The organism is Rhizobium sp. P2_G9 (assembly GCF_056403475.1).
Genome location: NZ_JBFUFK010000041.1, coordinates 35,217 through 61,760, shown reverse-complemented (window position 1 = coordinate 61,760; position 26,544 = coordinate 35,217). Strand labels below are relative to the sequence as shown.

Here is a 26,544-nt window from a genome sequence, read left to right as displayed (position 1 = left end):
TGAAAAGCAACCGCACACACTTGTTTTCAACAGGGATTCAAGCAACATGGCGCGCGCCCCGCATGCATTGCCCGACAAATTGGTTTAGATGACCGCTATGAACACAGCGAATCTCGATCTCACGCCAGAAGAACTGAACCAGCCAGCTCCTTGGAGCGGCATCAATGCTTTCCGATCAGATCCGCTGCTCGTCGATATTTCCTCCGGCATGCCGCGCCCTTTGCGCGAAGAGTTCGAGACCATAGGGCGTTACGTCACCTCGCACGAGGCGCAGGAACTGGCTCGGATGGCGAACCAAGGCACGCCGCAGCTGAGGACCCACGGGCCGCGCGGCGAGCGGCTCGACATCGTCGATTATCATCCGGCCTATCATGCCCTGATGCGGCGCTCGATTGCCAACGGCCTTTCGTCCTCCATCTGGGAGAACAAGCCGGACGAGAAGGGCATTGCCCACCAGGCAAGGGCGGTTCGGTTTTTCCTCACTGCGCAGCTCGAATGCGGCCATCTCTGCCCGTTGACCATGACGTCGGCCTCGGTCGCGGCATTGCGCGCCAATGAATCCGTGCTGCGCAATTGGCTTGGCAAGATCACCTCGCGCAAATACGATTCTGCCAACAAACCGGTCAACGAGAAGACCGGGCTGACGATCGGCATGGGCATGACGGAGAAGCAGGGCGGCACCGATGTGCGTGCCAATCGATCCGTTGCCGAACCGCTCGGTGACATGGTCTACCGGCTTTCGGGCCACAAATGGTTCATGTCGGCGCCAATGAGCGACGCCTTTGTCATGCTGGCGCAGACGCGCGAGGGCATGGGCTGTTTCCTCGTGCCGCGACTGCTTGAGGACGGCAATCGCAACGGGCTGCGTTTCCAGCGGCTCAAGGATAAGATCGGCAACCGTTCGAATGCGTCGAGCGAGGTGGAATTCTCCGATACCTACGGCTTCCTGCTGGGGCAGCCGGATCAGGGCATTCGCACCATCCTCGACATGGTGACGCTGACGCGGCTCGATTGCGCCGTCGCTTCGGCGGGCATCATGCGCGCCTCGCTGGCCGAGGTGGTGCATCATATCCGCGATCGTTCCGTGTTCGGCAAGAATCTCATCGACCAGCCGATCATGACGCGTGTCGTGGCCGACATGGCGCTGGACGCTTCGGCGGCAACGGCGCTGTGCTTCCGGCTGGCGCATGCTTTCGACAATGCGGCTACCAATCCGGAAGAAGCGGCCTATCAGCGGATCATGACGCCGGTGATCAAATATTGGGTGTGCAAGCTCGCGCCGTCGCTGATCTACGAGGCTATGGAGTGCCTCGGCGGCAGCGGTTATGTCGAGGAGCGGCCGATCGCGCGGCATTACCGCGAGGCGCCGGTCAATGCCATCTGGGAAGGCTCCGGCAATGTCATGGCGCTCGATGTGCTGCGCGTGCTGGTGCGCCATCGCGATCAGTTCGAGCTTCTCTTCGGCATGCTGCAGCGCGACCTCGGCCCGGCGGGTTCGAAGACGGTCGACGTGCTGCGCGCCGCCGTTGCACTTTGTGAGCGCGACGAGGGCTCTGCCCGCTTCCTGGTCGAGCAACTGGCGCTGGCGGCCGGCTCGGCGGAACTGCTGCGGCTTGGGGCAGGGCGGATGGCCGATGCCTTCCTCGAAACCCGGCTCGCCGGCGGCTGGCGCTCGACCTATGGCATGCTCGATTCACGCTTCGACTCGAAGTTCATCGTCGAACTGCTCTATCCGGCATCAGGCCACTGACCAAAAGCGCAGCCTTCTATCGGGAGGCACATATCGGGTCACCAAGCGGTGATGTTATCCCCAGCATGCTGCGTCACTGATATTGCGGCAATGACATTGTGTTTCTATCGTCCGGAGCGGAATCAGCGGATGACGGGAAATGCTCGACACAATCGACACGCAAACTGCGGAACCGGAGGATGGCGGCGGAGCGCCGGTGCGCGACCGCAATGCCACGACTGCGCGGATATTGAGAGCTGCCTCCGAACTGCTCGCCGAGAGCGGCTTCCAGAATTTCGGCGTCAACGCCGTGGCGCGCCGTGCCGGCTGCGACAAGCAATTGATCTACCGCTATTTCGGCGGCATGGACGGTCTGGTCGATGCGATCGGCGCGGAGCTGGCCGGCTGGGTTGAGCAGCGGATGCCGGAGAATGGCGGCGGCGGTTTCCTGCTGACATACGGCGACCTGGTCGAGCGGCTGCTGCTGCTGTTCATGGAAGCCCTGCGCGACGATCCGCTGATGAAGAAGATCATCGCCTGGGAGATCTCCGAAAATTCGCCACAGGTGAAGCGCCTGGCGGAGGCGCGCGGCAAGGCACTGGCGCTCTGGATCGACAGGGTTGGCGGCAAGATGCAACCGCCCAAAGGGATAGATCCGGTGACGCTCAATGCGATGCTGATCGGCTCGGTGCAACATATCGTGCTTGCAGGCGAGGCGGCGGGGCGCTTTGCCGGCATAGAGCTCAAGACTGCCAAGGACTGGGAGAAGGTGGCGCAAGCTGTTCGCCGACTGGTTCGCGGCGTCTATCCGTAAAGCTGATCCTCCCTCGTTTTCTCAACCTTGACCGATGTTAACCTTAACAAATGGTTTACGTTGCGCGCGTCATCTTAACCTGTGACAGTCGCATCGATCGGCTGACAGGGTTTTGCGTGATGCGGATCGGAATTTGGAATGTCTCGGCCACGGCGCTGCTGGGCCTGGCGATTGCGTTTATCGCCAAGGATCTGACGGTGCCGCTGACAGGCTTTGCGGTGCTTGGCTTGCTCGACAGAATTGTCATGAGCCGGCTCGCGCGCTGAGCGCCAATGTTGAAATGACTGCGGCCTGTGATGGGCCGAAGGGATACGAGAATGGAGACGTGGCCTGCCGAGCCGGCAAAGACCGGACGGCGCCCGCCAGTTTAAGGGATGCCCGGGATGAAATGGGTGCTGTTTTTCTGGGCCATGCCGCTGGTGCTCCTGGGAAGCTGGTATTCGCTCTCCTATTACGACATCAATTTCGGCACCCTCCTTCTGTCACGGCGGATGCACGACCTCGTCTTTGAGGTCTATGGTCACATTCTAGGCCTGCCGCCGAAAAGCATTCCGCCGCTGGTGCTGAAGGCAGTTATCGTCGATTCGCTGGTCTTGTTCTCCATCCTGGCGTTCCGCCGCCGCCGGCAGATCGCGGCGTGGTGGGAGAAGCGTCAGTCCTCCAAGCCGGAAGCATCCCTCGAGATCGACAAAAGCCTGTCGAGCGCGCCCTGAAGGATGAAGGCCGCGGCGGCGGAATCGATCCGCTCCTCGCGCTTTTTTCGCGAAACATCCATCTCGATCAGGGCTCGCTCGGCCGCCACCGTCGACAGCCGTTCGTCCCAGAAGGTGAAGGGGATCGCCGTCTTCTCCGACATATTGCGCACGAAAGCGCGTGTCGCCTGCGCCCGCGGCCCCTGGCTGCCATCCATATTGATCGGCAGGCCGATGACGAAGGCCTTGACCTCTTCCTTTTTAGCGAAGGCCAGCAGGACATCCGCGTCGATCGAGAACTTCTTGCGGTTGATGACCGGCCTCGGGGTGGCGAAACGATGCCCCTTGTCGGAAAGTGCCAGGCCGATCGTGGTCGTGCCGAGATCGAGGCCGGCGATAAGATCGCCGGCAGCGAGATGATGCGCCAGGTCTTCGATGGCAAGGATGGTCATTGCGGCTCCTCTGGGCAACTTTCCGTGAACTTGTCCTTAAACGCTTCACGCTGTCTTGGAAACATTGGAGCTTCGCGCTACTGATCGCCAATTGTATAAAAACATTGGAGAATAGCGATGAAACTTCGCTGGCTTGGTCATTCCGCGTTCCGCGTCGAAACCGCAAAACAGACGATCCTGATCGATCCCTTCCTGACCCATAATCCGTCCTTCCAGGGGCTCGACCTCAAGGATGCGGTCAAGGGTGTCACGCATATCCTGTTGACCCATGGCCACATGGACCATGTCGGCGATGCGATCGCACTGGCAGGTGAACTCGATGCCGAGGTGGTCACAAACCCGGATCTCGGAGCCTGGTTGGCACATCGCAGCGTCAAGAAGATTAACCCCGGCAATACCGGTGGCACGATCCATACCGGTGGTTTCTCGGTGACCTTCACCAATGCGCTTCATTCAGCCGCTCATCTGACTGAAGATGGCGTTTCCCACGCGCTGGGCAACCCGAACGGCTTGGTGCTGCATTTCGACGACGAGCCGACGCTGTTGCACATGGGCGACACCGACATCTTCTCGGATATGGCCTTGATCAACGAGCTGCACCAGCCGGACATCGGCATCGTGCCGGTCGGTGATCGCTTCACCATGGGTGGTGCGGTGGCGGCGCTGGCCTGCCAGCGTTTCTTCGATTTCAAGACCGCCATTCCCTGCCACTACGGCACTTTCGGCATTATCGACCCGACGCCGGAAAAGTTTGTATCGGGCATGGACGGTTCGAAGACCAAGGTCGAGGCGCCGGCCGTCGGCGATACCGTGACTGTCTGACGCTACGGCGACCGAACGCCCAAAAACCCGTTGCACCCATCCCCGTGCGCCTTTATAGCGTGCGGGGACGAATGTTACTGGAGTGGGACATGTCGGTTGATGTGACGACCGTGAAGCGGGTGGCGAAGCTGGCCCGCTTGGCTTTGACCGAAGAGGAAGCCCAGAAGATGATGGGCGAGCTCAACGGTATCCTCGGTTTCGTCGAGCAGCTTTCCGAGGTCGATGTCGATGGCGTCGAGCCGATGACGTCTGTGACGCCGATGGCGATGAAGAAGCGTGCGGACGCCGTCACCGACGGCGACATCGCCGATCGTATCGTCGCCAACGCGCCGGTCACCGACAAGAATTTCTTCCAGGTGCCCAAGGTCGTGGAGTAAGCGCCATTGGCCATCACGCTGACGACGGAGAGCCCGCTGCAGGATGAGGTCCGCGAACTGGTCGCGGAGCTCAATGCACATCTATTGACGCTCACGCCGCCGGAACATTCCTATCACCTGACGGTCGAGCAGATGGCCGAGCCAGATGTCACCGTCTGGATCGCGCGCGACAGTGGCAGGCCGGTGGCCTGCGGTGCGCTGAAGCGCCATGACAAGCGCATCGGCGAAGTCAAGCGCATGTATACGCGGCCCGAATGGCAGGGGCAGGGTATTGGCCGACGCGTGCTCGGTGAGATCCTCAGTGCAGCGATCTCCGATGGGCTCGAGGAACTGGTGATCGAGACCGGCGACCAGCATCATGCAGCCTGGGCAATCTACGAGAAGGCCGGCTTTACCCGCTGTGGGCCGGTACTCGATTATCCCGACACGCAATTTTCCGTTTTCTATCACAAGCAGCTTTCCGCCTGAGACGAGTATCCGATGACCGATCTGACCCGCCTGACCATTGCCGATGCCCGCGAGAAACTTCTTGCGAAGGAGATCACCGCTGTCGAACTGACGGATGCCTATCTCAATGCGATCGAGGCGGCCAATGACAAGCTGAACGCCTATGTGAAGGTGACGCCGGACCTTGCCCGTGCGCAGGCGAAATTCTCCGACGCACGCATCGCTGCGGGCAAGCCCGGTGCACTGGAAGGCATTCCGCTCGGGATCAAGGACCTGTTCGCCACCAAGGGTGTGCACACCCAAGCCTGCAGCCATGTGCTCGACGGCTTCAAGCCGGAATATGAGTCGACTGTCAGCCAGAATCTTTTCGATGACGGCGCGGTGATGCTGGGCAAGCTCAACATGGACGAATTCGCCATGGGCTCGTCCAACGAGAGTTCCTATTACGGTGCGGTGAAAAACCCCTGGCGCGCCAAGGGCTCGAATGCCGATCTGGTGCCCGGCGGATCGTCGGGCGGCTCCGCTGCCGCGGTTTCGTCTTTCCTGTGCGCCGGTGCGACCGCAACCGACACTGGCGGCTCGATCCGCCAGCCGGCTGCGTTCACCGGCACGGTCGGCATCAAGCCCACCTATGGCCGCTGCTCGCGCTGGGGCATTGTCGCCTTTGCCTCGTCGCTCGACCAGGCCGGACCGATTGCGCGCGACGTGCGCGATGCCGCGATCCTGCTGAAATCCATGGCCAGTGTCGACGCCAAGGACACGACATCCGTCGATATCCAGGTGCCGGATTACGAATCTGCCATCGGCCAGTCGATCAAGGGCAAGCGGATCGGCATTCCCAACGAATATCGTATCGACGGCATGCCGTCCGAGATCGAGGATATCTGGCAGCAGGGCATTGCCTGGCTTAGGGATGCGGGCGCCGAAATCGTCAACATTTCGCTGCCGCACACCAAATATGCTTTGCCGGCTTACTATATCGTTGCCCCGGCGGAAGCCTCGTCCAACCTTGCCCGCTATGACGGCGTCCGTTACGGCCTGCGCGTCGAGGGCAAGGATATCAACGACATGTATGAGAAATCGCGCGCCGCCGGCTTCGGCCAGGAGGTCAAGCGCCGCATCATGATCGGCACCTATGTGCTCTCAGCCGGCTATTATGATGCCTATTACATCCGCGCCCAGAAAGTCCGCAACCTGATCAAGCGTGACTTCGAACTGGCTTTCAATTCCGGCGTCGACGCGATCCTGACGCCCGCCACGCCATCGTCTGCCTTCGGCATCGCCGACCAGGATATGGCCAATGATCCGGTGAAGATGTACCTCAACGACGTGTTCACGGTGACGGTCAACATGGCCGGCCTGCCGGGCATTGCCGTTCCCGCCGGGCTTGATCAGAAGGGTCTGCCGCTCGGCCTGCAACTGATCGGCAAGCCTTTCGACGAGGAAATGCTGTTTCGTACCGCCCATGTCATCGAACAGGCTGCGGGCCGGTTCTCGCCGGAAAAGTGGTGGTGACAGAGTTTGCTGGGCGTTTAGCGTCAGGCGAGCGCCCATTGTGAGAGCGCCATTGCCAGAAAGTAGCCTGCCGCCATCAGGCAAAGGCCCATATGGAGGCCGATGATCGCGCGTAGCCGCGAGCGGAACGGTTCTTTCCTCGTCTTGTGGCGAAAGGCTTGCTGACCGAGGATTGCGCCTGCACTTCCTCCCAGGAAGGCAAGCAGAAGCAGGGTGCTTTCCGGGGTGCGCCTCTCGCCATTGCGCGCAGAAACCTTGTCGGACCAGAACGCGAACAGTGTGAACGCGTTGATGGCCAAAAGGGCACAGACAGTTGCGAGTTGGGTGGGCACCCAGCAACTAAAGATGCATCCTGTTAAGATGCAATGAATCGAAGCCGGCGCGGAATGAATGTCGCATGATCGTTTGATCAGACTGGCGCATTTCGGAGACAGCTCACCCGGCAGTTTTACAAAACGACATTTTCCGTCTTGTCTGCGATATCGCTTGGCTCTATACGCGCCCTCCCGGCCGAAAGCTGGAGCGGTATCAGCGGTTGGCGTTTCCCGTCCACCCGTGCAGGCGGCTTTGCCGTTCTGTATGCGGATGCTTCTCCGGAGGAAGGGGCTAGTCGGATATAGCTCAGTGGTAGAGCACCGGTAGGAATACCGGAGGTCGCCGGTTCGAATCCGGTTGTCTGCACCATGGATAGCTCAGTGGATAGAGCATCGGACTCATACCCCGACTGTCGAAGGTTCGACTCCTTCTCCAACGCTGACTGAAAATCAGCTCACCTCGCCAAGGTGTTGTCCAATACGGTCCGGGGACCGGAATGTCGACAGTTGGAAGCTGGCTGTATCGAGAGATGCGGCCCAGTGGTAAGCCTGACGCCGTGCGCCATTGCCGAATGGCGGTGATGGGCGGAACGCGACTTAGCCGGCTAAGGGAATACGTTCCCGTGGCTCGCTTGGCTGCCTTCCGCTCCGCTCCCGACCGTTTCGTGACGCCGCATGCCACCGGTCCCCGGATCATCATCAACGAACGAATAGAAAGGAAGTCCGGGACGTGACGTAGACCGGCAGGAGTGAAGAACAATGACCATTCTCGAAAAGATACTCGGACGCACGCGCGTCCGCGCCAAAGAAACCGAACGCCTCATCGTGCTCGAAAAGGGCAAGCTCATGGGCCTTTATGGTCCGGGCGAGCACGTGATCATGGCGAAGGAGCGGGATCTGGAGATCGTGCGCTTCGATATTGGCGCGCCGATCTTCAATTCGGTCTACGAGAAGCCGTTGTTCGACCGTTTGCCGGAGGTGGCCGAGCGCTATCTCACCGTCTTCCGGACCGAAGCCGATGAAGTCGGCCTGATCGAGCGGGATGGCGTCGTCTTTGTGACGCTGGCGCCGAACCAGAAGCTGGCGGTCTGGACCGAGACCGGTCCCTGGGCCATGACGACGTTCGATATCGCTGCCGATCTTGCGGTCGATCCGGCGATCGTGCGTCGTCTTGCCCGCGCCAAACGGACCGAGCTTTTGATGCCGATCACGGTGCAGGATGGTCAAGTTGGTCTCGTCCATATCGACGGTGTCTTCCATGGCATGTTGCAGCCCGGTCTGCACGGCTTCTGGAGTATCGGTAAGATGGTGACCGTCAAGGCCATCGAGCTCAAGCGCCAGCCGCTCGATGTCACGGGCCAGGAACTCTTGACCCGCGACAAGGTGACGATCCGCGTCAACCTGACGGCCGAATACCGGGTCACCGATCCGGTCAAGGCCGTCACCGAGGTGAAGGACTATGCAGATGTGCTTTACCGGGCGCTGCAGCATGCCTTCCGCGCAATGCTCGGGACGTTGACGCTGGACCAGATCCTCGAGCGCAAGGCGGCGGTCACGACCGAAGTTGCCGGCCAGATCCGCGAGGAAATGGCTCGGATCGGCCTGGACGTGTCGACCATCGAGCTCAAGGACGTGATCCTGCCGGGTGAGATGCGCGACATCCTCAACCAGGTCGTCGCTGCCGAAAAGCAGGCTGAGGCGAACGTGATCCGCCGGCGCGAGGAAACCAACGCCACGCGCTCGCTGCTCAACACCGCCAAGGTCATGGCCGAGAACCCGATCATGCTGCGTCTCAAGGAGTTGGAGGCGCTGGAATCGATCGCCGGCAAGGTGGAGCGCCTGACGATCCATAACGGAACCGGCGGTCTGATGAACGACCTGGTTCGGCTGCGCGACAGCTGATCTGGAAAACGCCGCTCGAAACGGACCCGCCCGGAATCGATCCGGGCGGGTTTTCGCTGCCTGCGAAGGCGGATATGTCGGAGCAAGCGGTTGATTGCTCTTTACTTGACCTTTTGGTCCACGGCACTCGGAAGCGCCGCGCCCTCGGCCAGATGGAGCCTTATTGCCTCATAGGGCAGGGTGCAGCTCGTCGCGTCGTTGTTGAACGGCAGAGAGAAGGTGATGGATTTTCCATCGAATTCCCAGTTGGCCGGATCGCGGAAGTAACCGATGAATTCGCTGGATGGCCCAAAGTCCGCCCCGCTATCGTCTACCATGGCCGCCGGCAGCGACGATTGGTCTCCCAGGTCGGCCATGATCCGATCATGGCATTGCTTGGCAAGAACCGGCACGTCTTCCTCCCTGAGCAAATCGCCAAGGGTGAGTTTTTGGCCCTTGTCCAGATACTGATTGATGTAAGAGGTGGAGTCGAAGTCATGAATGCCTGAGCTGGATTGGTCGTGAAGCGGCGCGGAGATAAAGTTCTTCGTTTGAAAGGGCTGTTCCATGGTCTTTTCCACGGCACAGCGACTGCAATCGTAATAATCGGGACTGGCGCTGTTGTCGTCCTTGGCAGACGGCGCGTTGCCAGTGCGGCGATCACCGGCATATTCTTGCCAGGTTTTCTCCACGGCGGCATTGAATGCTTTTTTGCCGGCGGTATCGGGATCTTCGAACTCAAAGAGCGTGATATCGGTCACACCGGCATCCGTTCCGAATGGAACATAGTAGCGTTTGAAGACCAGTTTTCCCTGGCTCATGGGACCTATGCCATCAGCACTTCTCAGGAAATCGGTACGGCTGCGGATCATCACCAGCAGGCACTCCACATCCGCTGTTTCGCAATTTCCCCTCGTCGACAGCCATGATTTCTGCAACGTCTTGATGGCACGCTGCTGGTTTTTGTCTCGTCCGTGGTAAAGGCTGTCATAGGCGCGGTTCATTTCCTGGTCGGCTTGCTTCAATCTCGGATCGCTGCAAATGGCGGTTACGAGATCATCTTTTGTTTCCGCGGCGCTTGAACAATCGAGCGCGTGCGCCGGCAGCGCGAACATGACAAGACAGATGAAGGCGAGACCTTGCAGAAGGCGAAGCATGCCGAACAACCCTGATTGCATATGATAAAAGATTTGCGTTGGCGACCTGTCGGGAGATCCGGAGTCGGCCCGACGGGATACCTTGTCAAAATGGGGCACAGCTCTTTCGATCGCGTAAATTGAGGAAATTCACTGTCGCGATGCCGGGACAGCAACGACTTTCAGTTTGCGCTGGCGAAGTTTCTTGATATTGGTACCAATGTACCAAGATATGACAGAGTGTCGCCATGCCAGAAAATGAACCGGGAGCTGTCGAGCGCATTCAAACCGGCGTGCGGCTGGAAAAGCGGCTCGTCAAGGTGATGAAGGCGCTTGCCGAGCACAAGGACATGACGCTGAGTGACCTGATCGAGGGCATTGTTCTGCATGCCTTCGAGGGGCGGATGGCATTCTCGGCGGAAACGCTGGATGTGATTGCGCGGCTTAAGGAAATCTATGGACTCGATCTCACGGCGGAAGACAGCCACCGTCTGCGGGATCGATAAGCAAGCAGAGCCGAATGGCGGACAATGCATCACCAGTGAGAAGGACATCAGGATGTTTTCTGCAGCGCATGCCAATGTCGACCACGCAATCACCCTGCCGCTCTCCGCCGATCAGGCTTTCCCGCTGTTCACGCCCGAGGGAGAGCGCCTTTGGATTGCCGACTGGAATCCGCATTATTTTTATCCGGCCAATGGCGAGACACTGATCGGCATGGTGTTTACCACCGGCCATGGCGATGAGGTCACATACTGGACCATGATCGATTTCGACATGGTTGCGCACTCCGTCCGTTATAGCCGGGTGACGCCAGGCTCCCGTTCGGTGTTCGTCGAAGTCAGGTGCCGGGCCGTCTCCGAGCACGAGACCGAAGTCAAGGTGAGCTATACCTTGACCGCTCTGTCCGAAGCCGGCAATGCAACGATATCCGCTTTCGTCGAGGGTTTTCCCGCCATGATCGACGACTGGAAGGCCAAGATCCTGGCCTATCTCGAGCGCAGCAATGTCAACATTCACCCCTGAGGGAAGGTCCGCGATAGCATGCGGACCTTCGCCCATGTCAACGGTTGTTCAATTGCGAGCGCACGAGCACCAGTCCGCGTTCGGTGATGCGATAGGGCTGGCCCCTTGACGACGAGATCGCCTTCAACCGCTTGAGCTTGCGGAACAGGTCGAGGTCGAGGCTGGGATAGCGCCAGCCTTCCCGATTGAAGCAGGCGACGTGGTCGATCTTGGTCTTCGAGCGAAGATGCTCGATCCAGCCGCCCTGGGCGAGCAGGTGCAGGATGCGCTGTTCGGCGCGGGTGATATCCATGATGAGATGTCCGGACAAGAGAAATGGTCCGGCGCCTGGCAGAGCATGCTCTGGGGCCGGGATGCATGTTCTCCGCTGCGCGCGTGGCGATCGAACATCTTTCGATCGCAAAATCGCGGGCAGGGTCCGTCAGGCAATCTCAGACAAGTTGGACATCAGAACTCCTTTGGGAGAGCTTCAATTTAGCCGCTACGGCTCCGGCGTCAACCCAGGATAATTGCCGGAAGGCCTTGACCGGCAAGGTTTTCCGGGTTTCGATTGATAACGGGGACTGTCTCAACAGGAGCGCCGATGCCGACCATCCGCAGCGCACGCGAAGACGAAGCGGCAGACATCGCCGCCGTGGGCATGCGCGCCTGGGCGAGCGCGGTTGCCGGCTGGGTGGACGCCGAACTGATGTGGGAAAATGCGGAGCGCGCCTTCGCCAATTTCACCCGCAACAGCTTTCTCACCATCGATATTGCCGAACAGGGTGGGCAGATCCTTGCCTGGGCGGCACGGGAGAATTTCGACAATCACATCACCGATCTCTGGGTCGATCCGGTCTGGCAGGGGCAGGGCGTGGGCCGCACGCTGCTCGCCAAGCAGGAGCAGGAGACTGCCGCGCAAGGCTATGACAATGTGCGCATCGAGACGCATTCGCAGAATGCGCATGCGATCGCATTCCTGCAGCGCCAGGGCTATGCCATCCGCTGGATGACAGCTGTCTGGTCGCCGCAGCTCGACCGCGACGTCGACACGGTTGGGCTGGTCAAACCGCTGGAGGCGCAGGAAAAGCCGTCCGTCTACGCGGAGTTCTGACCGGACTCAGTATTCCTTATCGAAGAACACGCCGCCGGCGGTCGAGGCGTCGGAGCCCGCTTCGCCGCGCAATTTCACGCCCTTGCCGATGTCGAGATTGATGATGACATTCGTGGTGTTGTCGGTGGTATCCTGTTGAAGCTGCAGATAGGTGCGCTTGTTGAGGTATTTGCCGACCGAGACATTGCTCTTGCCGTTTTCGTCCGTACCCACGTCGAGATCGTCGACGCCGAGGCCCTGGCGCAGCCGGTTGAACAGCGAATTCGACTGGCCGCCGGCCAGCGTCGACACGGCATCGGCGAGCTGGGCGATCTGCACCGGCGACAGTTCTGCTGAATTGCGCCCGAAAATCAGCAGCGCCAGCACCTCGTCCTGCGGCAACGAGGGCGACGACGAGAAGGTGACATTCGGATTGTTGGCGAGGCCGCTGACGATGACGCTGACCGTCGTCGCCTCGACCGTCGACGTCGCAGTCATATCGATGGCCGGCGTCAGGTTGCCGCCGAAGGAAATCTGGCCCGCGGTGAAATCCAGCCTGCGGCCGACAATCGACAGGCGCCCGCGCAGCATCTTGAAGCCGCCCGTGACGTCGGGGGCGCCGGCATTGCCTGATATCATGATCTTGCCGCCGAGTTCCGCATCGATGCCGCGGCCGCGGACGAAAATTTGCCTCGGCGCGGAGATGGTAAGATCGAAATTCACCCCCCCGGCATCCTTGCCGGTCTTGGTGCCAGGCTGGTTTTCCTTGATCCTGGCTGCCTGGATGGCAACGGCGCGCGATGGATGCTTGTGCTTGATCTGGATCTGCGCCAGCGTTCCCGGCAGTTTTTGCGGGATGGTGATGTCGGCGCGACGCACATCGACGCGTCCACCCACCGTGGGACCTCTGATAAGGCTGCCGGTGACGGTCAGATCGCCGTTCAGCTTGGCGGCCAAAACCTTGCCGTCGGTATAGACAGCATTTTTCAGCGCGATCTTCAGGTCGGCGGGAAAGCCCGAGGCGGGTGTGATGCCGATGGTTCCCGAGACGTTGAGCGTGCCGCCACCGGAGAGTTTCCCGCTCAGGTTGGCGACGCGGGCCTGTTTGCCGTCGAGGTCGACGGTGGCGGCAAGACCGTTGACCGTGAGGTTCTGGCGGATCAGGGTCAAGGTTGCGCCGCTGGTGGAAATCCGGCCGGAGATCGACGGGTTTGCAGTCGAACCGCTGACGGCAATGTCGAACCTCGCATTGCCGCGAAGATCGACGCCCTGCGTGGCCAGAAGTCCGCCCAAAGCCGGGAAGGGCAGTTGGCCGTTGATTTTCAGGTTGAGCGCCTTGCTGCCGGCGATCGCCACGGTGCCGCCGGCTCTCAGCGACAGGCCGTCGCCGCTGCGCGCATTGGCATCGAGCGTCAGGATGTTCCGGGCGAGTTGTCCCTTGGCGGTGACCGAGAAGTTCTTGAGACCGGCGCTGCGTGTCTGGCTGATGGCGGCGTTCTGCCACGCGGTGTCGAAAGTCACGACGGGCGCGGTGGGATCGCCCTTGGCGGTGACCGTCGCCGAGATCGTGCCATCGGCGCCGAGCGAGGGGGCAAAGGCATTGGCAATGCTTGCGGGCAGGGCGGTGACCCTGGCGGTGAGATCGAGCGCCTTGCCGGCATTGCCGGTCAAGGTGATCGAGCCCTTGCCGGCGCTGATCGACAGGCTGGTGAGCGATAAGGTGCCATTCTTGATGGCGAAGGAGGTCGGCCTGTTAAGCTTTACCGGGATCCTCTTCGGAGCGGCGGCGAAGCTGTCGAGGGACACATTCAGGCCATCGGGCAATTGCTCAATCGCCCCCTTCGCCGTCAGCGGCGACGCGTCATAGAGGCTTTTCAGGTCGAAAGCGGTCTTGGTGCCGGCGTGGTCAATGTCGAGTGCTAGCCTTGCAATCACATTCGTGCCCGACGCCACGCGGTCGGCGGTGACTTTTCCGGAAATTTGGCCGCTGGCGAGATCGGCGATCTTCAGATCGACCATCGGTTTGACGATCTCGGCACCGCCGGCGGAAAGCCTGGGACCCCTGGCGGTGATGGCGCCACTGATCTTGCCATTCTGCGACTGGAAGTCGGCCGAACCCTTGATCGTGCCGTCGGCCTTCTGGCCGGCAAAGGCCGCCAGCAGTGCCACATCCGGGAGGTCGAAATCGATCTTGCCGGTCGGGAGGAAGTCCGGACCGAGGGTAAGCGCGCCCGACAGTGTGTTCTTGCCGACATCGAGCTTCAGCGCCGGCAGCGCCACCTTGCCATTGTCGCGGACCGCTTCGACATGGATGTCGATCGCCTGCTTGCGGATCGTGCCGGTCGCCGCGACCTTGGCGTCGATCTTGCCGGCGGTCGAAGTGATGTCGGCTGCGCCCTTGAGCGCGCCTTCCGCCTTTTGGCCAGCCATGGCGGCGAGCAAAGCGAGATCGGGCAGATCGAAATCGACTTTGCCGGTCGGCAGGAAATCCGTGCCGAGCGTGATCGCGCCGTTGAGCCTGTTCTTGCCGACATCGAGTGTCAGCGAGGGCAGGGAGACGGCACCATGGTCGAGGCTGACATCCGCCAGCGCTTTGATGGCCTGCTGGCGGACTGTGCCGTCGGCATCCAGCTTGATGCCGATCTTGCCATCCCTGGACGTGATGTCGGCGCGGCCCTTCAGTGCGCCCTCGGCCTTCTGCTCGACGATGGCGGCAAGCGCGCCGGCATCCGGGATATCGAAGGTCACGTGGCCAGCCGGCTGGAATTTCCAATCGAAGCCAAGCGCGCCGCCGAAACTGCTCTTGCCGATCGTGGCTGTGAATGTGGGCACGGCGACCTGGTCGTCGTCCAGCTTCACGTTTGCGGAAAGATGCGTGGGCTGGCCGCGCAGAGCCGTGTCTGCAGTCACCGAAAGTGTATTGTCGGCGAACTGTCCCCTGGCGGTGACAGCGAGTGCCGGCAATTTGGCATTCCGGGTCTGGCTGGTTGCGAGATCTGCGATCCTGGTGTCGAAGGCGATGACCGGCGTCGAGGCATCACCGCTCACCTTGATATTGGCCGACATCAGGCCCGCGGCATCCAGCCCGGGCGCAAAAGCGTTGGCAATCGCGAGCGGTAGCCGATCGATCTGCGCGGTCAGGTCAAGCGTCTTGCCCGCGGTGCCATTGACGGTGATCGACCCATCGCCGAGCGCGATCAGGAGATGATCGAGGCTGACAACGCCGCCCCTGAACAGGATGTCTTTCGGCTGGCTGAGCTTGACCGGAACATTGCGCGGCGCCGCCGAGAATTCGGACAGTGTCAGCTTCAGTGCGCCGTCATCCTGCGCCAACTGGCCGGATGCACTGAGCGGATGAGCGTCATATTGGCCGGAGAGATCGAATTGGGTTTGTCGATCGACCAGATCGAAATTCAGCGCCAGCGAATCGAGATGGTTGGCGCCGGACGAAAGCTGGTCGGCCTTCACATGTCCGGAAAGCTGGCCGGTAGCCAGATCGGCGATGGTGAGGTCCACTTCGGGGTGAACGATCTGCGCCCCATTTGTGGTGATCGTCGTGCCGATGGCGGTGATCTTACCGCTGATCTTGCCATCGGTGGTGATGATATCGGCATTGCCCTTCAATGTGCCGTCTGCCTTTTGACCGGCGAAGGCGGCGAGAAGGCCGATATCTGGGAAATCGAAGCTCAGCTTGCCGGTCGGCAGGAAGGCTTTGTTCAGGGATAGTGCACCGGTCAGCGTGTTCGTGCCGACATTGACGCCGAGCGATGGAATGGAGATCGCACCCTTGTCGGAAACGATATGTGTGTTGATGTCGATCGCCTGATTGCGGATCAGGCCGGTGGCTGCAACCTTGGCGTCCACTTTGCCGGCGGTCGAAGCGATGTCGGCAGTGCCCTTCAAGGCGCCTTCAGCCTTCTGGCCCGCCATGGCGGCGAGCAAAGCAAGGTCGGGAAAGTCGAAATCCAGCTTGCCGGTTGGCAGGAGATCCGCGCCCAACGTGATCGCGCCGTTCAAATTGTTGGCGCCGACATCGAGCTTCAGTGAGGGCAGGGAAAGAGCACCATGGTCGAGGCTGATGTCAGCCAGTGCCGTGATCACCTGCTGACGCACTGTGCCATCGGCGTCGAGCCTGATGCCGATCTTGCCATTTTCGGAGGTGATGTCCGCGCCGCCCTTCAGCGCGCCCTCTGCCTTCTGGCCGATCACGGAGGCAAGTGCGCCGGCATCGGGAATGTCGAAGGTCACGTGGCCTGCCGGCTGGAATTTCGGACCAAAGGCGAGCGTGCCGTCAAAACTGCTTCTGCCGATGGTGGCCTGGAATGTGGGGACGGCCACTTGGCCTTGGTCCAGCGTCACATTGGCGGAGAGATGCGTGGCTTGGTCACGGAGCGCTGTGTCCGCCGTCACCGAAAGCGCGTTATCGACAAACTGTCCCTTGGCGGTGATGGCAAGTGCCGGCAGCTTGGCGCTTCGCGTCTGGTTCGTCGCAAAATCCTGGATTTGCGTGTCGAAGGTGATGGCGGGCGTTGAGGCCTCTCCGCTCACCTTGATGTTGGCCGAGAGGTGGCCCTTGGCATCGAGATTGGGGGCGAAGGCATTGGCAAGTGCGAGCGGCAGCTGCTCGATCCGCGCCGTCAGGTCCAGCGTCTTTCCGGCGGTGCCGTTGACCACCAGTGATCCATCACCAAGCGCGATCGAGAGATTGTCGATACTGACGGCGCCATCCTTGATACGAATATTGTTGGGCTGATCCAACTTGATCGGAATATTGCGTGGCATCGCCGACAGTTCGGACAGCGTCAGCTTGAGACCGCCTTCGCCCGGCGCTAACCGACCGGCTGCGCTCAGGGGACGCGCATCATATTGCCCGGTGAGATCGAATTGTGTCTGGCGGTCCGCCAGTCCAAAGTTGAGCACCAGCAAATCCAGGCGATTTGCGCCTGAAGAAAGCTGCTCGGCCTTCACATGTCCGGAAAGCTGGCCGGCGGCCAGGTCGGCGACAGTGACGTCCATTTCGGGATGGACGATCTGCACCCCGTCTGTTGTGATCGTCGTGCCGGCGGCCGCCACCTTGCCACTGATCTTACCATTGGTGGCGATGAGATCGGCATTTCCCTTCAGCGCGCCATCTGCCGTCTGGCCGGCGAAGGCGGCGAGCAAGTTGATATCGGGGAAATCAAAACTCAGCCTGCCGGAGGGCAGGAAGGTTTTGTCCAGGGACAGCGCACCGGTCAGCGTGTTCTTGCCGACATTGACGGTAAGTGATGGGATGGATATCGAGCCGTTGTCTGACATCAAGTCGGTCCGGATATCGATCGCTTGATTGCGGATCAGGCCGGTTGCCGTCAATTTGGCGTCGATCTTCTTGTCCGCCGACGAGATATCGGCCGTGCCCTTGACCGCGCCCTCGGCTTTCTGCCCTGCCATGGAGGCCAGTAGTGCAAGGTCGGGGAAATCGAAATCGAGCTTGCCGGAGGGCAGGAACGCAGCGTCGAGTGTGATGCCGCCGGACAGCTTGTTGGGGCCGATGGTGGCATCGAGCGAAGGCAGCGAGATGCGGCCCTTATCAGAAACCACGTCGGCATTCAGATCGATGGTCTGACCCCTCAGATTGCCCTGTGCATTGACCTTGGCGTCGACTCGACCGTTTGCCGAGTTGATATCAGCGGCGCCCTTAAGCGATCCTTCCGCCTTCTGTCCGGCCATCGCCGCCAGTAGCGCGACATCCGGGAAATCGAAGCTGATCTTGCCGGAGGGCAGGAATTTCTCGTCGAGCGTCACGGCGCCGGCCAGCAGATTGCGCCCGATATCGATCCGAAGCGAGGGCAGAGCCAGCGCGCCCTTGTCGATGGTCGCCTCTACCAGTGCCTTGATGGCCTGGTTGCGGATCGTGCCGGTCGCGTCGACCTTGGCGTCGGTCTTGCCGTCCTTCGAGGCGATCTCGATGGCGCCTTTCACCGCACCTTCGGCCTTTTGGCCGACGATCGCGGCGAGCGCATTGGCATCAGGAATATCGAACGTGATACGGCCCGACGGTTGCGACTGCCGATCCAGGGCGAGCGCACCGGCGAAGCGGCTCGCGCCGACATCTGCGGTGAAGGATGGGATGGAGACTGCGCCGTCCGTGAGCGCAACGTCGGCCTTGGCGTTCGCTGTCTGATCACGCACGTTGCTCGTCGCTGTGACGGTGAGCGCATTGTCAGCGAATTCGCCCTTTGTCGATATCGTCAGAGCCGGCAGTTTGGCGCTGCGGGTCTGGCTGGTCTCAAGTCCGGCTATGTCCGCATCGAATTTGATGCTTGGCTTGGCCGCCTTGCCGGTGATGGTTGCGTTTGCAGAGATATGGCCGCTTGCATCGAGGCCCTTGGCAAAGCTGTTGGCTAGCGCAACTGGCACGTCCTTCGCTTTTACGGTCAGGTCAAGCAGCTTGCCGGCGGTGCCGTTGACGACGATAGTTCCGTCGCCGGCGGCAATAGTGAGATCTTGCAGCCGGGCTGTCCCGCCCTGGACCAAGATTTCTGTCGGCTGGGCTAACCCAACGTAAACTTGTCGGGGGGTGCCTGAGAAAGATGCAAGCTTGACGACAAGGCCTTGATCCTGCTGCAGAACCGCGCCCTTGACGGTGAGTGGCCCAGAATCGAACCTGCTATCCAATGCGAAATCGATCTGCTTGCCAGCGAGCGCAAGATCAAGCGCGACCTGATCGAGATGATTGCTGCCGGACGCGATCTTCTCTGCCGTGATGTGGCCGGACATCTGTTGCGTCAGCAGGTCGGACGACTGCAATGCGAGGCTGGGAGCCGTGATCTCAATGCCTGACGTCGTCAGCCTGGGGCCATTCGCGGAAATCTTGGCTGCGAGCTTGCCATCCTTCGCGGTGAGGTCGATCGTGCCTTTCAGGGCGCCATCGGCTGTCTGGCCGGCAAGCTTTGCCAGGCTGGCAATATCGGGCAGATCGAAGGCAATTTGCCCTGACGGCAGGAAGGTGGTGTCGAGGCTGAGCGCGCCCACAAGGCTGTTGGCGCCGATGTCGGTCTTCAGCGAAGGAATGGCGACCAGTCCGTCGTTCAACCGCGCTTCGGCTTCCGTCTTGATCGTCTGGCCGAGATAGGTCGCGGACAGCGTGATTTTCGCGCTAGGCTGCTTCAGGTCGAGTGACGGATTGGCGATTGTTGCGTCGATTGCCTGGAGCGCCTTGCCGGCGAAGGCGATCTCATCCGATGCGACATGGACGATGACCGATGGCTTGTCCACCGTACCAGAAGCGTCGATGGCGATGCTTGCTTTGCCGGAGGCCTGAGACGCGAAAGGCGCGAGGTCGGGTACGTCGGCGACAAGATTGGCTGTCAGGGCATCGCCGTCGAGCGAGGCGGTGCCGCTGGCAGTCATCAGGTTCGATGTGAGCTGCAGGTTTTGTACTGCAAAGGCCGAAGGCAGCGTGGCGCTGACATGGCCTGAGAGCCCGACAGTGCCGGAAAGCTTCGTTGCGATTGACGGCGGCAGCAGGTCTTGTGGCAGGAGGAAGAGGTTGAAGTCGGCGGCGATTTGTTGGTTGGCGAGCGCGAAACTGCCCGAGAATTTGCCGCCGATCTTGGCGCTCTCTAGTTCTGCACCGGCCAGCGTGATCACGTCCGGCTTGATATCGGCGGTGCCGCGCAGGTTCAGCGGACCCTGGACCAATTTGGCGGCGGTGGGATTGGCGAGATCGAGTGCAGCAGCGCCGAGTTGGTAGGACAGCTTTCCGGTCTTGCCGCCAAAGTCGAACGCGTCGGAATGCGCTGTCAGGCTGATCTTGCCCACTTGCGCCTGCGGCGTCGTCAGATCAGCGAGATCGGCAGCGATATCGATTGTCGCCTTGCGGAATGCGCCGTTCAGCGTCAGGCTTGCCTTGCTGAGGTCCACCGAGACCGGTCCCGACGCGAGCGGCAGGTCCAGGTGAACGCTGTCCTTGTCTCTGGCCGGCATGAGATTGCCGGTCAGCTTTGCTTCGCCTTTCGGATCGAGCGCGCCATTGGCAATCAACGCAAAACTGTCATTGGTGATCGATCCCGAGCGGATATCGATGAGGCCGGTTTCGGCGAAACGGGTGTCGACATCGATCTTGGTCTCGCCGGCAAACAGCGTGCGGAATTGCGGTGGCAGGAATTCGGCAATGTCTCCGCCGCCGATCAGCGCGACTTCATGCACATTGCCGTCGACGAGTTTGTGACTGCCATTCATCAACAGCACGTTCTGGCTATCGACGGCGCCCTTGATCTCACCTGTCCAGTTGTCGAGCGTGCCGTCACCTTTGACGGAGATTTCGACCGGCGGCTCGCCGGGCAAGGAAAGCAGACGGGCGAGCAGGCCACCCTGCGGTTCCTCGACCGAACTGTCCACCGTCAGGCGCTTGGTGTTGACGGCATAGGTGACGGAAGCCTTGGCGGTGGCGTTCAGCCGATCCTTCTCGGCAATGTTCAGATCGAGCGCGATGCGATCGGCAACCGCCTGGGCCGATCCCCGGAGGCCGAGCATGGTGTCGCGCCCAGCAATCGCCTTGCCGAGCGCAATCATCGGCAGGTCGAAACTGTCCACCTTGATTTCGACCGGCAGCGAGAAGGAGCCTGCGGCCTGAGAGGGCTTTTCAGGCAGCGTCTTGATTGGTGCGCGCGCGACGCTGAGTTTCTCGGCGGCGATCCTGTCGGCGTGGAAGCGCAGGCGCAGCAGTTCCGATGGCGTCCAGAAGACGTCGATATCCCTGGCCTCGGCGAATTTGCCCTTTGTGTCGGCAAGCGTGGCCTGGTCGAGATGCAGGCGGCCTTCGAGCAGGCCGCTCACGCCTTCAAGCGAAATCTGCATGTCCGGCGTCGAGACCTGCTCGGCGACGCGGTCGGCGAGGAACTGGTTGCCCGAGGCGGTGAAGCCGAGATAGCCGATCGCTACCGCGAGCAGCACGACAATAATCACGAGACCGGTGAGCAATCCGCGGATGAATCTGCCAAGGAAGTGCAACATCGCCGCCTCTCAGAATGACTGGCCGATGCCGGCATAGATGCCGAATGTGGCACCGCCGTCATAGCGTTTGAGGGGCAGGGCGACATCGAGCCTGAGCGGCCCCAGTGGTGTCGCATAACGAATGCCGATGCCGAGACCGGCGCGGATGTCGCTGAAATCAGGATAGGGCTGCCGTCCGACAGTGCCGACATCGAGGAAGGGCACAATGCCAAACTTGTCATTGATTCTGATGCGCGGCTCGATCGACGCCAGCACATAGGATTCGCCGCCCAAGGCATCGCCATCATTGTTGCGCGGCGAGATTTCCTGGAAGCCATAGCCGCGCACCGATCCGCCGCCGCCGGCGTAGAAGCGCCGCAGTGCCGGAATCTCGGAAATGTCGCCGACGCCGAGCAGCGTGCCCATGGAAAGCTTGCCGGCGAGCACGATATCGTCCTGCTGCCCGATAGGATAATAACCTGAGACGCTGCCTTCGATCGAGGTGAAGGGCAGGCTGTTGTTGATCTCGTAGCTCGGCTGGGCCTTCAGGTTAAGCTTGTAGCCCGACTTMGGATCGAGCGGATCGTCGGTCGTGTCTCTCAGCCAGTTCAGCGGCGCTGAAACGACCAGATATTTGTTGTCGCCGAACACGTCGTCGGTCTCGCTCCAGGTGACGTCGCCGCCCGCGGTCAGCGTATCGATGCGGCTCAGATCGAAGCCGACATTGGCAAAGGTCGAAAGTGCCGCGGACTGGTAGGTGTCGGGATGGGTGGCACTGGCGACGATCCCGGCATTGAAGGTGGTGATTTCGCTGAAGGCGTCCGGCTTGGAGAACAAGATGGAGAAGTTATAGTCGAGATCCTTGTAATCCAGGGTCTGGCCGAAACCGGATATGGATCCGCTGATCTTGAGCGATTCGGCCCCGCCAAAGAGGTTGCGGTGTCCCCAATAGCCCTGCAGGCCGAGGCCGTCGATCGACGAGAACTGCACGCCGCCGCCAAAATAGCGCTGCTTGCCATCCGACACCTGGACGCTCATCGGGATGCGGCCCTGCTTGTCGAGCCGATCGCCCTTGGTGATGATGATCGAGGAGAAGACGCCGAGTTTCCGCAAGCGTTCGGCGGCGTCCTTGACCTCCTGCGGCGAGTAGCGGCGGCCTTTGTCGAGCCGCGACCAGTCGCGGATGAAATCCTCCTTCACATTCTTCGAACCGGTGACGACGGTGTCACCGTAATCGGCAACCGGGCCGCCTTCGGCGCCGATGGTGATATCGGTGGTGTTGTCGTCGTGATTGGCGACGAGCTGGCGCTGTGTCAGCCTGGCGAGCGGACGGCCATCGGCCTCGAGATCCTCGACCATCTTGCCGGCGGCGAGCACGATGACATTCGATTTCGCGTCGGCGCCAACCGGCAGGCCGTAGTCATCCGGCTTGAATTTTGCGGCATCGCCGGTGAGCGTGACGGATTTGATGTGGAAAACCGGGCCGGGGTCGACACTGACGCTCACTGGCACCGGATATTCATGCGGGAAGAGCGGCACGGCGGGCAGCTTGTCGATGTCGGTGCCGGCGACCTTGATGGTGACGACGGCGCCATAGCGGGCCTGTTCATAAAGAGCGGCGAGCAGGCGCTTGCGGTCATCACTGGCCTTGATCACTAGGCCGAGGTCGCCGGAAACTGCTTCTTTCTGGTCGGTGTAGAGCAGGGAGGCGTCTTCAAGAACCTTGCCCAGGTCCTTGTCGGCACCGCTGTTGAAGGTCAGCGCATAGTTGACGGGATCGGAGACAGGCGCGTCCTTGTCGCTTTCGAAAAACTTCCAGCCGAAGATTTCGAAGGCCTGGGCCTGGCTGGCAGCAGTCAGCGCCGCTCCGCCCAGAAGGAAAGCAAAAAGGACAGTCGAGGCCCGAATATGTGCCCTTAACCTACGCATGGCCTCTATAGTCTCGTTCCTGTGCTGCGGACGCTAACAGAAAGAAAATTCTATGAAAACCCCATATTGGCCTTTTGGGCCGAGCGCAACGTGCGGGCGTGGCATATCTTTCCGCCCGGCTGCTGATGTACTGAAAAGCTTGCCTGTTTGCATCAATTGCTCTACCGGAGGGGATCGAACCGATGCATGCGAGAAGGCCGAGAGATGAGCTTAGTCGACGTCCGTACACCCGATCCGAAGCGCTTCATTGCCGGGGCTACCGGCGACTGGGAAGTGGTGATCGGCATGGAAGTGCATGCGCAGGTGACCAGCAAATCAAAGCTGTTCTCCGGCGCCTCTACCGAGTTCGGACGGCCGCAGAATTCCAATGTCTCGCTTGTCGACGCGGCCATGCCCGGCATGCTGCCTGTTATCAACGAAGAATGCGTCAAGCAGGCCGTGCGCACCGGGCTTGGTCTCAAGGCACAGATCAACCATCGCTCGGTCTTTGACCGCAAGAACTATTTCTATCCGGACCTGCCGCAGGGCTACCAGATCTCGCAATACAAGGACCCGATCGTCGGCGAGGGCAAGATCATCATCTCGCTCGGCCCGGACCGGCAGGGCCAGTTCGAGGATATCGAGATCGGCATCGAGCGCCTGCATCTGGAGCAGGATGCCGGCAAGTCGATGCACGACCAGCATCCGACGCTGTCCTATGTCGACCTCAACCGTTCCGGCGTGGCGCTGATGGAGATTGTCTCCAAGCCCGACATGCGCTCGTCCGACGAGGCCAAGGCCTACCTCACCAAGCTCCGCACCATCGTGCGCTATCTCGGCACCTGCGACGGCAACATGGACGAAGGCTCGATGCGCGCCGACGTCAACGTCTCCGTGCGCAAGCCGGGCGGCGAATTTGGCACGCGCTGCGAGATCAAGAATGTCAACTCGATCCGCTTCGTCGGCCAGTCGATCGAATATGAGGCGCGCCGCCAGATCGCCATTCTCGAAGAGGGCGGCACGATCGACCAGGAGACCCGGCTTTTCGACGCTGCCAAGGGCGAGACGCGCTCGATGCGCACCAAGGAAGATGCGCATGACTATCGCTATTTCCCCGATCCGGACCTCTTGCCGCTCGAATTCGACAATGCTTTTGTCGCCGAGCTGCTCGCCGGCCTGCCGGAACTGCCCGACGACAAGAAGGAGCGTCTGGTCAAGGATCTCGGCTTGACCGTCTATGACGCCTCAGTCCTGGTGTCGGAAAAGGCGATCGCCGATTACTTCGAGAAGCTGGCCGATGGCCGCGACGCCAAGATAGCTGCGAACTGGGTGATCAACGATCTGCTCGGCGCGCTGAACCGCACCGGCAAGGATATTGAAGAGACGCCGGTCGATCCCGATCAGCTCGGCGCCATCATCGACCTGATCCGCGACGGCACGATTTCCGGCAAGATCGCCAAGGACCTGTTCGAGATCGTGCTCAACGAGGGCGGCGATCCCAGGGAGATCGTCGAAGCCCGCGGCATGAAGCAGGTCACCGACACCGGCGCTATCGAAAAGGCGGTGGACGACATCATCGCGGCCAATCCGGACCAGGTTGCCAAGGTCAAGGCCAAGCCGACCATGGCTGCATGGTTCGTCGGCCAGGTGATGAAAGCCACCGGCGGCAAGGCCAACCCGCAGGCCGTTCAGGCCCTGGTCAAGGCCAAGCTCGGCATCGAAGAGTGAGCTCGATCTTCTTCATCCGCTCGGCCGGCGAGGGCGATCTCGCTGCCGTTGCCAAGCTGATCGAGGCGCGTGAGCCAGAAGCGGCGCGCTCGGTTCAGAACCTCAAAGCCGATCTGGCGCGGCCTGATTCGGAATTCGTGCTCGCCGATGACGGCCGACGCATTGGCGGCATGGGCTATGCTGCGATGGCGGCGGGCGAAAGCGACGTCGTCATCCTGCATCGGCTGATCGTCGCTACGGAATTCAAAGGGCAGGGCCTCGGACGCGATCTTTTCGCCGAGCTCGAAACCTGTTTTCCCGACGCCAAGCGCATGCGGGTAGAGATCGGCCGGCAGGACGAGGTCGCGAAGCGGTTTTTCTCGGGGCTGGGTTTTGCCGAAGTTGGCTGGTCAAAACACGGTGTGGACCGGCCGCATACGTCCGAAGTGTCGATCTTCGAAAAAGAGCTGGCCTTCTGAGGAAGGTCTATTCGAGATTGGTGTGCCGTGCCCGCATGCTCTCCGCCGTCTCGCCCAACCGATCGCGCAGTTTCATCACCAGGATTTCGAAGAACAGGAATTGTGCGCCCTCGAACAGGCTGCCCATGGGCAGGAAAGAGGTGGGCGCGTTTTCATCCCGGGCCATGGTCTGCGCCGGAATGACAAGGGTATGGTCCGAGAGCTCGGTCACCCGTGAACCTGGCTCGGCGGTGATGCAGGCGGTTCTCGCGCCCGCCTTTCGTGCTTCGCCGAGCAGCGTCAGCACGGTTGCGGTATAACCCGGACCGGAACTGACCAGCAGCAGGTCGCCCGGGCCGACCGGTGGCGTCGTCATGTCGAACACCATGTGCACGTCCATGCCGAGATGGTACATGCGCATGCAGAGCGCCCGCATCATCAGGCCTTCGCGGCCGCAGCCATAGATGCAGATGCGCTTCGACGCCGCCAGCAGTTCGACCAGATCGGCGACCTCGTTGTCTTCGATCCGGTCGAGGCACTGGCCGAGTTCGGAGAGTGCCCTGGCGCCCATCGCAGCGATCGTGTTCATGATGATTTCCCGTGAGGTTCTCGGGCGCCGAGAATGGTTCTGCTGCGACATGAAGGCAAGTGCGAAACCGATTGATTTTGCCGAAACATCACTGGACAATTCGGATGACAGGCGGCATAAGCGGGTGACTCCGTAGGCGCCGTTCCGGCGCAAACCGCACCGTTCAAGGCTGTTGCGACATGAAGCTTCTCCTGCAGATTCTCACCTGGTGGAACGGTCAGACGATCGGCACCCGTTTCTTCACCTGGCGCTTCGGCAAGCGCGTCGGCGATGACGAATTCGGCAATGTCTATTACGAAGGGCCGATGAGTTCCTATGGCCTGCAGAAGCGCTGGGTGATCTATAACGGTTATGCGGACGCCTCGGCGATCCCGCCGGGCTGGCACGGCTGGATGCATCATCGCACCGACACGCCGCCTTCCAAGGAAGACTACAAGCCGCGCGAATGGCAGAAGGCACATCAGGCCAATCTGACCGGCACCGCCTTCGCCTATCGGCCGAAGGGCTCCATTGCCGCCGGCGGCGAGCGCCCGCGTGTTACCGGCGACTACGACGCCTGGACGCCGCGCAACTAGGGCTCTCTTCTTCCGGCCATAATCGCTTTGTAACGAATGGCTGGATTGGGAACC

At 60.9% G+C, this 26,544-nt stretch carries 22 protein-coding genes and 1 tRNA gene; 16 read left to right on the top strand and 7 right to left on the bottom strand.

Annotated elements, in window-relative coordinates:
• Positions 1-97: 97 nt before the first annotated feature.
• The 4 genes from AC1DYF_RS29200 to AC1DYF_RS29185 all read left to right on the top strand — a co-directional run bounded on the left by AC1DYF_RS29200 (position 98) and on the right by AC1DYF_RS29185 (position 3,256).
• Positions 98-1,750 (top strand): acyl-CoA dehydrogenase family protein, encoded by a 1,653-nt coding sequence (locus AC1DYF_RS29200; protein WP_477880952.1) that lies wholly within the window; start codon positions 98-100, stop codon positions 1,748-1,750.
• 139 nt (positions 1,751-1,889) lie between these two features.
• A complete protein-coding gene (locus AC1DYF_RS29195; RefSeq protein ID WP_477880951.1) occupies positions 1,890-2,543 on the top strand; it encodes a TetR/AcrR family transcriptional regulator in 654 nt (217 codons plus the stop codon).
• A 119-nt stretch (positions 2,544-2,662) separates the two neighbouring features.
• On the top strand, positions 2,663-2,809 hold the full coding sequence (locus tag AC1DYF_RS29190; RefSeq protein ID WP_477880949.1) for a hypothetical protein: 147 nt from the start codon (positions 2,663-2,665) through the stop codon (positions 2,807-2,809).
• 117 nt (positions 2,810-2,926) lie between these two features.
• Complete coding sequence (locus AC1DYF_RS29185; RefSeq protein WP_477880948.1) at positions 2,927-3,256, top strand: DUF6105 family protein; 330 nt, start codon at positions 2,927-2,929, stop codon at positions 3,254-3,256.
• Here AC1DYF_RS29185 and ruvX read toward each other — a convergent pair.
• Positions 3,196-3,687: a Holliday junction resolvase RuvX gene (gene ruvX, locus AC1DYF_RS29180; protein ID WP_477880946.1), complete on the bottom strand. Its 492-nt coding sequence runs from the start codon at positions 3,685-3,687 to the stop codon at positions 3,196-3,198. The genes AC1DYF_RS29185 and ruvX overlap by 61 nt on opposite strands.
• Positions 3,688-3,804: 117 nt before the next feature.
• On the opposite strand from ruvX, the gene AC1DYF_RS29175 reads away from it, so the two are divergent.
• The 4 genes from AC1DYF_RS29175 (at position 3,805) to gatA (ending at position 6,848) form a co-directional block, all read left to right on the top strand.
• A complete protein-coding gene (locus tag AC1DYF_RS29175; protein ID WP_477880944.1) occupies positions 3,805-4,509 on the top strand; it encodes a metal-dependent hydrolase in 705 nt (234 codons plus the stop codon).
• 89 nt (positions 4,510-4,598) lie between these two features.
• On the top strand, positions 4,599-4,886 hold the full coding sequence (gatC, locus tag AC1DYF_RS29170; RefSeq protein WP_477880942.1) for an Asp-tRNA(Asn)/Glu-tRNA(Gln) amidotransferase subunit GatC: 288 nt from the start codon (positions 4,599-4,601) through the stop codon (positions 4,884-4,886).
• Between the two features lie 6 nt (positions 4,887-4,892).
• Positions 4,893-5,354, top strand: coding sequence for a GNAT family N-acetyltransferase (locus AC1DYF_RS29165; RefSeq protein ID WP_477880940.1), 462 nt, complete (start codon positions 4,893-4,895; stop codon positions 5,352-5,354).
• 12 nt (positions 5,355-5,366) lie between these two features.
• A complete protein-coding gene (gene gatA / locus AC1DYF_RS29160) occupies positions 5,367-6,848 on the top strand; it encodes an Asp-tRNA(Asn)/Glu-tRNA(Gln) amidotransferase subunit GatA (protein WP_477880938.1) in 1,482 nt (493 codons plus the stop codon).
• 23 nt (positions 6,849-6,871) lie between these two features.
• Here the strand turns inward: gatA and AC1DYF_RS29155 are convergent, their stop codons facing one another.
• Entirely contained in the window at positions 6,872-7,147 is a 276-nt protein-coding gene (locus AC1DYF_RS29155) for a DUF1294 domain-containing protein (protein ID WP_477880936.1), read from the bottom strand.
• Positions 7,148-7,533: 386 nt separating this feature from the next.
• On the opposite strand from AC1DYF_RS29155, the gene AC1DYF_RS29150 reads away from it, so the two are divergent.
• Both AC1DYF_RS29150 and AC1DYF_RS29145 read left to right on the top strand, forming a co-directional pair.
• Positions 7,534-7,598 (top strand) — tRNA-Met (locus AC1DYF_RS29150).
• Between the two features lie 323 nt (positions 7,599-7,921).
• On the top strand, positions 7,922-9,064 hold the full coding sequence (locus AC1DYF_RS29145) for a slipin family protein (RefSeq protein WP_477880934.1): 1,143 nt from the start codon (positions 7,922-7,924) through the stop codon (positions 9,062-9,064).
• 101 nt (positions 9,065-9,165) lie between these two features.
• Here the strand turns inward: AC1DYF_RS29145 and AC1DYF_RS29140 are convergent, their stop codons facing one another.
• Positions 9,166-10,200 (bottom strand): lysozyme inhibitor LprI family protein, encoded by a 1,035-nt coding sequence (locus AC1DYF_RS29140; RefSeq protein WP_477880932.1) that lies wholly within the window; start codon positions 10,198-10,200, stop codon positions 9,166-9,168.
• 227 nt (positions 10,201-10,427) lie between these two features.
• On the opposite strand from AC1DYF_RS29140, the gene AC1DYF_RS29135 reads away from it, so the two are divergent.
• Together AC1DYF_RS29135 and AC1DYF_RS29130 are read left to right on the top strand one after the other, a co-directional pair.
• Complete coding sequence (locus AC1DYF_RS29135) at positions 10,428-10,685, top strand: hypothetical protein (RefSeq protein ID WP_477880930.1); 258 nt, start codon at positions 10,428-10,430, stop codon at positions 10,683-10,685.
• A 52-nt stretch (positions 10,686-10,737) separates the two neighbouring features.
• Positions 10,738-11,205, top strand: a complete 468-nt coding sequence (locus AC1DYF_RS29130; RefSeq protein ID WP_477880928.1) for a hypothetical protein — start codon at positions 10,738-10,740, stop codon at positions 11,203-11,205.
• Between the two features lie 37 nt (positions 11,206-11,242).
• Here the strand turns inward: AC1DYF_RS29130 and AC1DYF_RS29125 are convergent, their stop codons facing one another.
• Complete coding sequence (locus AC1DYF_RS29125; protein WP_477880926.1) at positions 11,243-11,497, bottom strand: YjhX family toxin; 255 nt, start codon at positions 11,495-11,497, stop codon at positions 11,243-11,245.
• Positions 11,498-11,788: 291 nt separating this feature from the next.
• Between AC1DYF_RS29125 and AC1DYF_RS29120 the strand changes: the two genes are divergently transcribed.
• On the top strand, positions 11,789-12,298 hold the full coding sequence (locus tag AC1DYF_RS29120) for an N-acetyltransferase family protein (RefSeq protein ID WP_477880925.1): 510 nt from the start codon (positions 11,789-11,791) through the stop codon (positions 12,296-12,298).
• Between the two features lie 6 nt (positions 12,299-12,304).
• Here the strand turns inward: AC1DYF_RS29120 and AC1DYF_RS29115 are convergent, their stop codons facing one another.
• Both AC1DYF_RS29115 and AC1DYF_RS29110 read right to left on the bottom strand, forming a co-directional pair.
• The gene (locus tag AC1DYF_RS29115; RefSeq protein ID WP_477880923.1) at positions 12,305-21,274 is read right to left on the bottom strand and encodes a translocation/assembly module TamB domain-containing protein; all 8,970 of its coding nucleotides are present in this window, start codon (positions 21,272-21,274) and stop codon (positions 12,305-12,307) included.
• A 9-nt stretch (positions 21,275-21,283) separates the two neighbouring features.
• Positions 21,284-23,182 (bottom strand): autotransporter assembly complex protein TamA, encoded by a 1,899-nt coding sequence (locus AC1DYF_RS29110; protein WP_477880921.1) that lies wholly within the window; start codon positions 23,180-23,182, stop codon positions 21,284-21,286.
• A gap of 204 nt (positions 23,183-23,386) precedes the next feature.
• Here AC1DYF_RS29110 and gatB point away from each other — a divergent pair, with 204 nt between their 5' ends.
• Together gatB and AC1DYF_RS29100 are read left to right on the top strand one after the other, a co-directional pair.
• Positions 23,387-24,889 carry an Asp-tRNA(Asn)/Glu-tRNA(Gln) amidotransferase subunit GatB gene (gene gatB, locus AC1DYF_RS29105; RefSeq protein WP_477880919.1) on the top strand — a complete coding sequence of 501 codons (1,503 nt, stop codon included), beginning with the start codon at positions 23,387-23,389 and terminating at the stop codon, positions 24,887-24,889.
• Entirely contained in the window at positions 24,886-25,347 is a 462-nt protein-coding gene (locus tag AC1DYF_RS29100; protein WP_477880917.1) for an N-acetyltransferase family protein, read from the top strand. Before gatB ends, AC1DYF_RS29100 begins: the two co-directional genes overlap by 4 nt.
• 7 nt (positions 25,348-25,354) lie before the next feature.
• On the opposite strand, the gene hxlB is transcribed toward AC1DYF_RS29100, so the two are convergent.
• Positions 25,355-25,915 carry a 6-phospho-3-hexuloisomerase gene (gene hxlB / locus AC1DYF_RS29095; RefSeq protein WP_477880915.1) on the bottom strand — a complete coding sequence of 187 codons (561 nt, stop codon included), beginning with the start codon at positions 25,913-25,915 and terminating at the stop codon, positions 25,355-25,357.
• Between the two features lie 179 nt (positions 25,916-26,094).
• Here hxlB and AC1DYF_RS29090 point away from each other — a divergent pair, with 179 nt between their 5' ends.
• Positions 26,095-26,490 (top strand): NADH:ubiquinone oxidoreductase subunit NDUFA12, encoded by a 396-nt coding sequence (locus tag AC1DYF_RS29090; protein WP_477880913.1) that lies wholly within the window; start codon positions 26,095-26,097, stop codon positions 26,488-26,490.
• Positions 26,491-26,544: the final 54 nt, after the last annotated feature.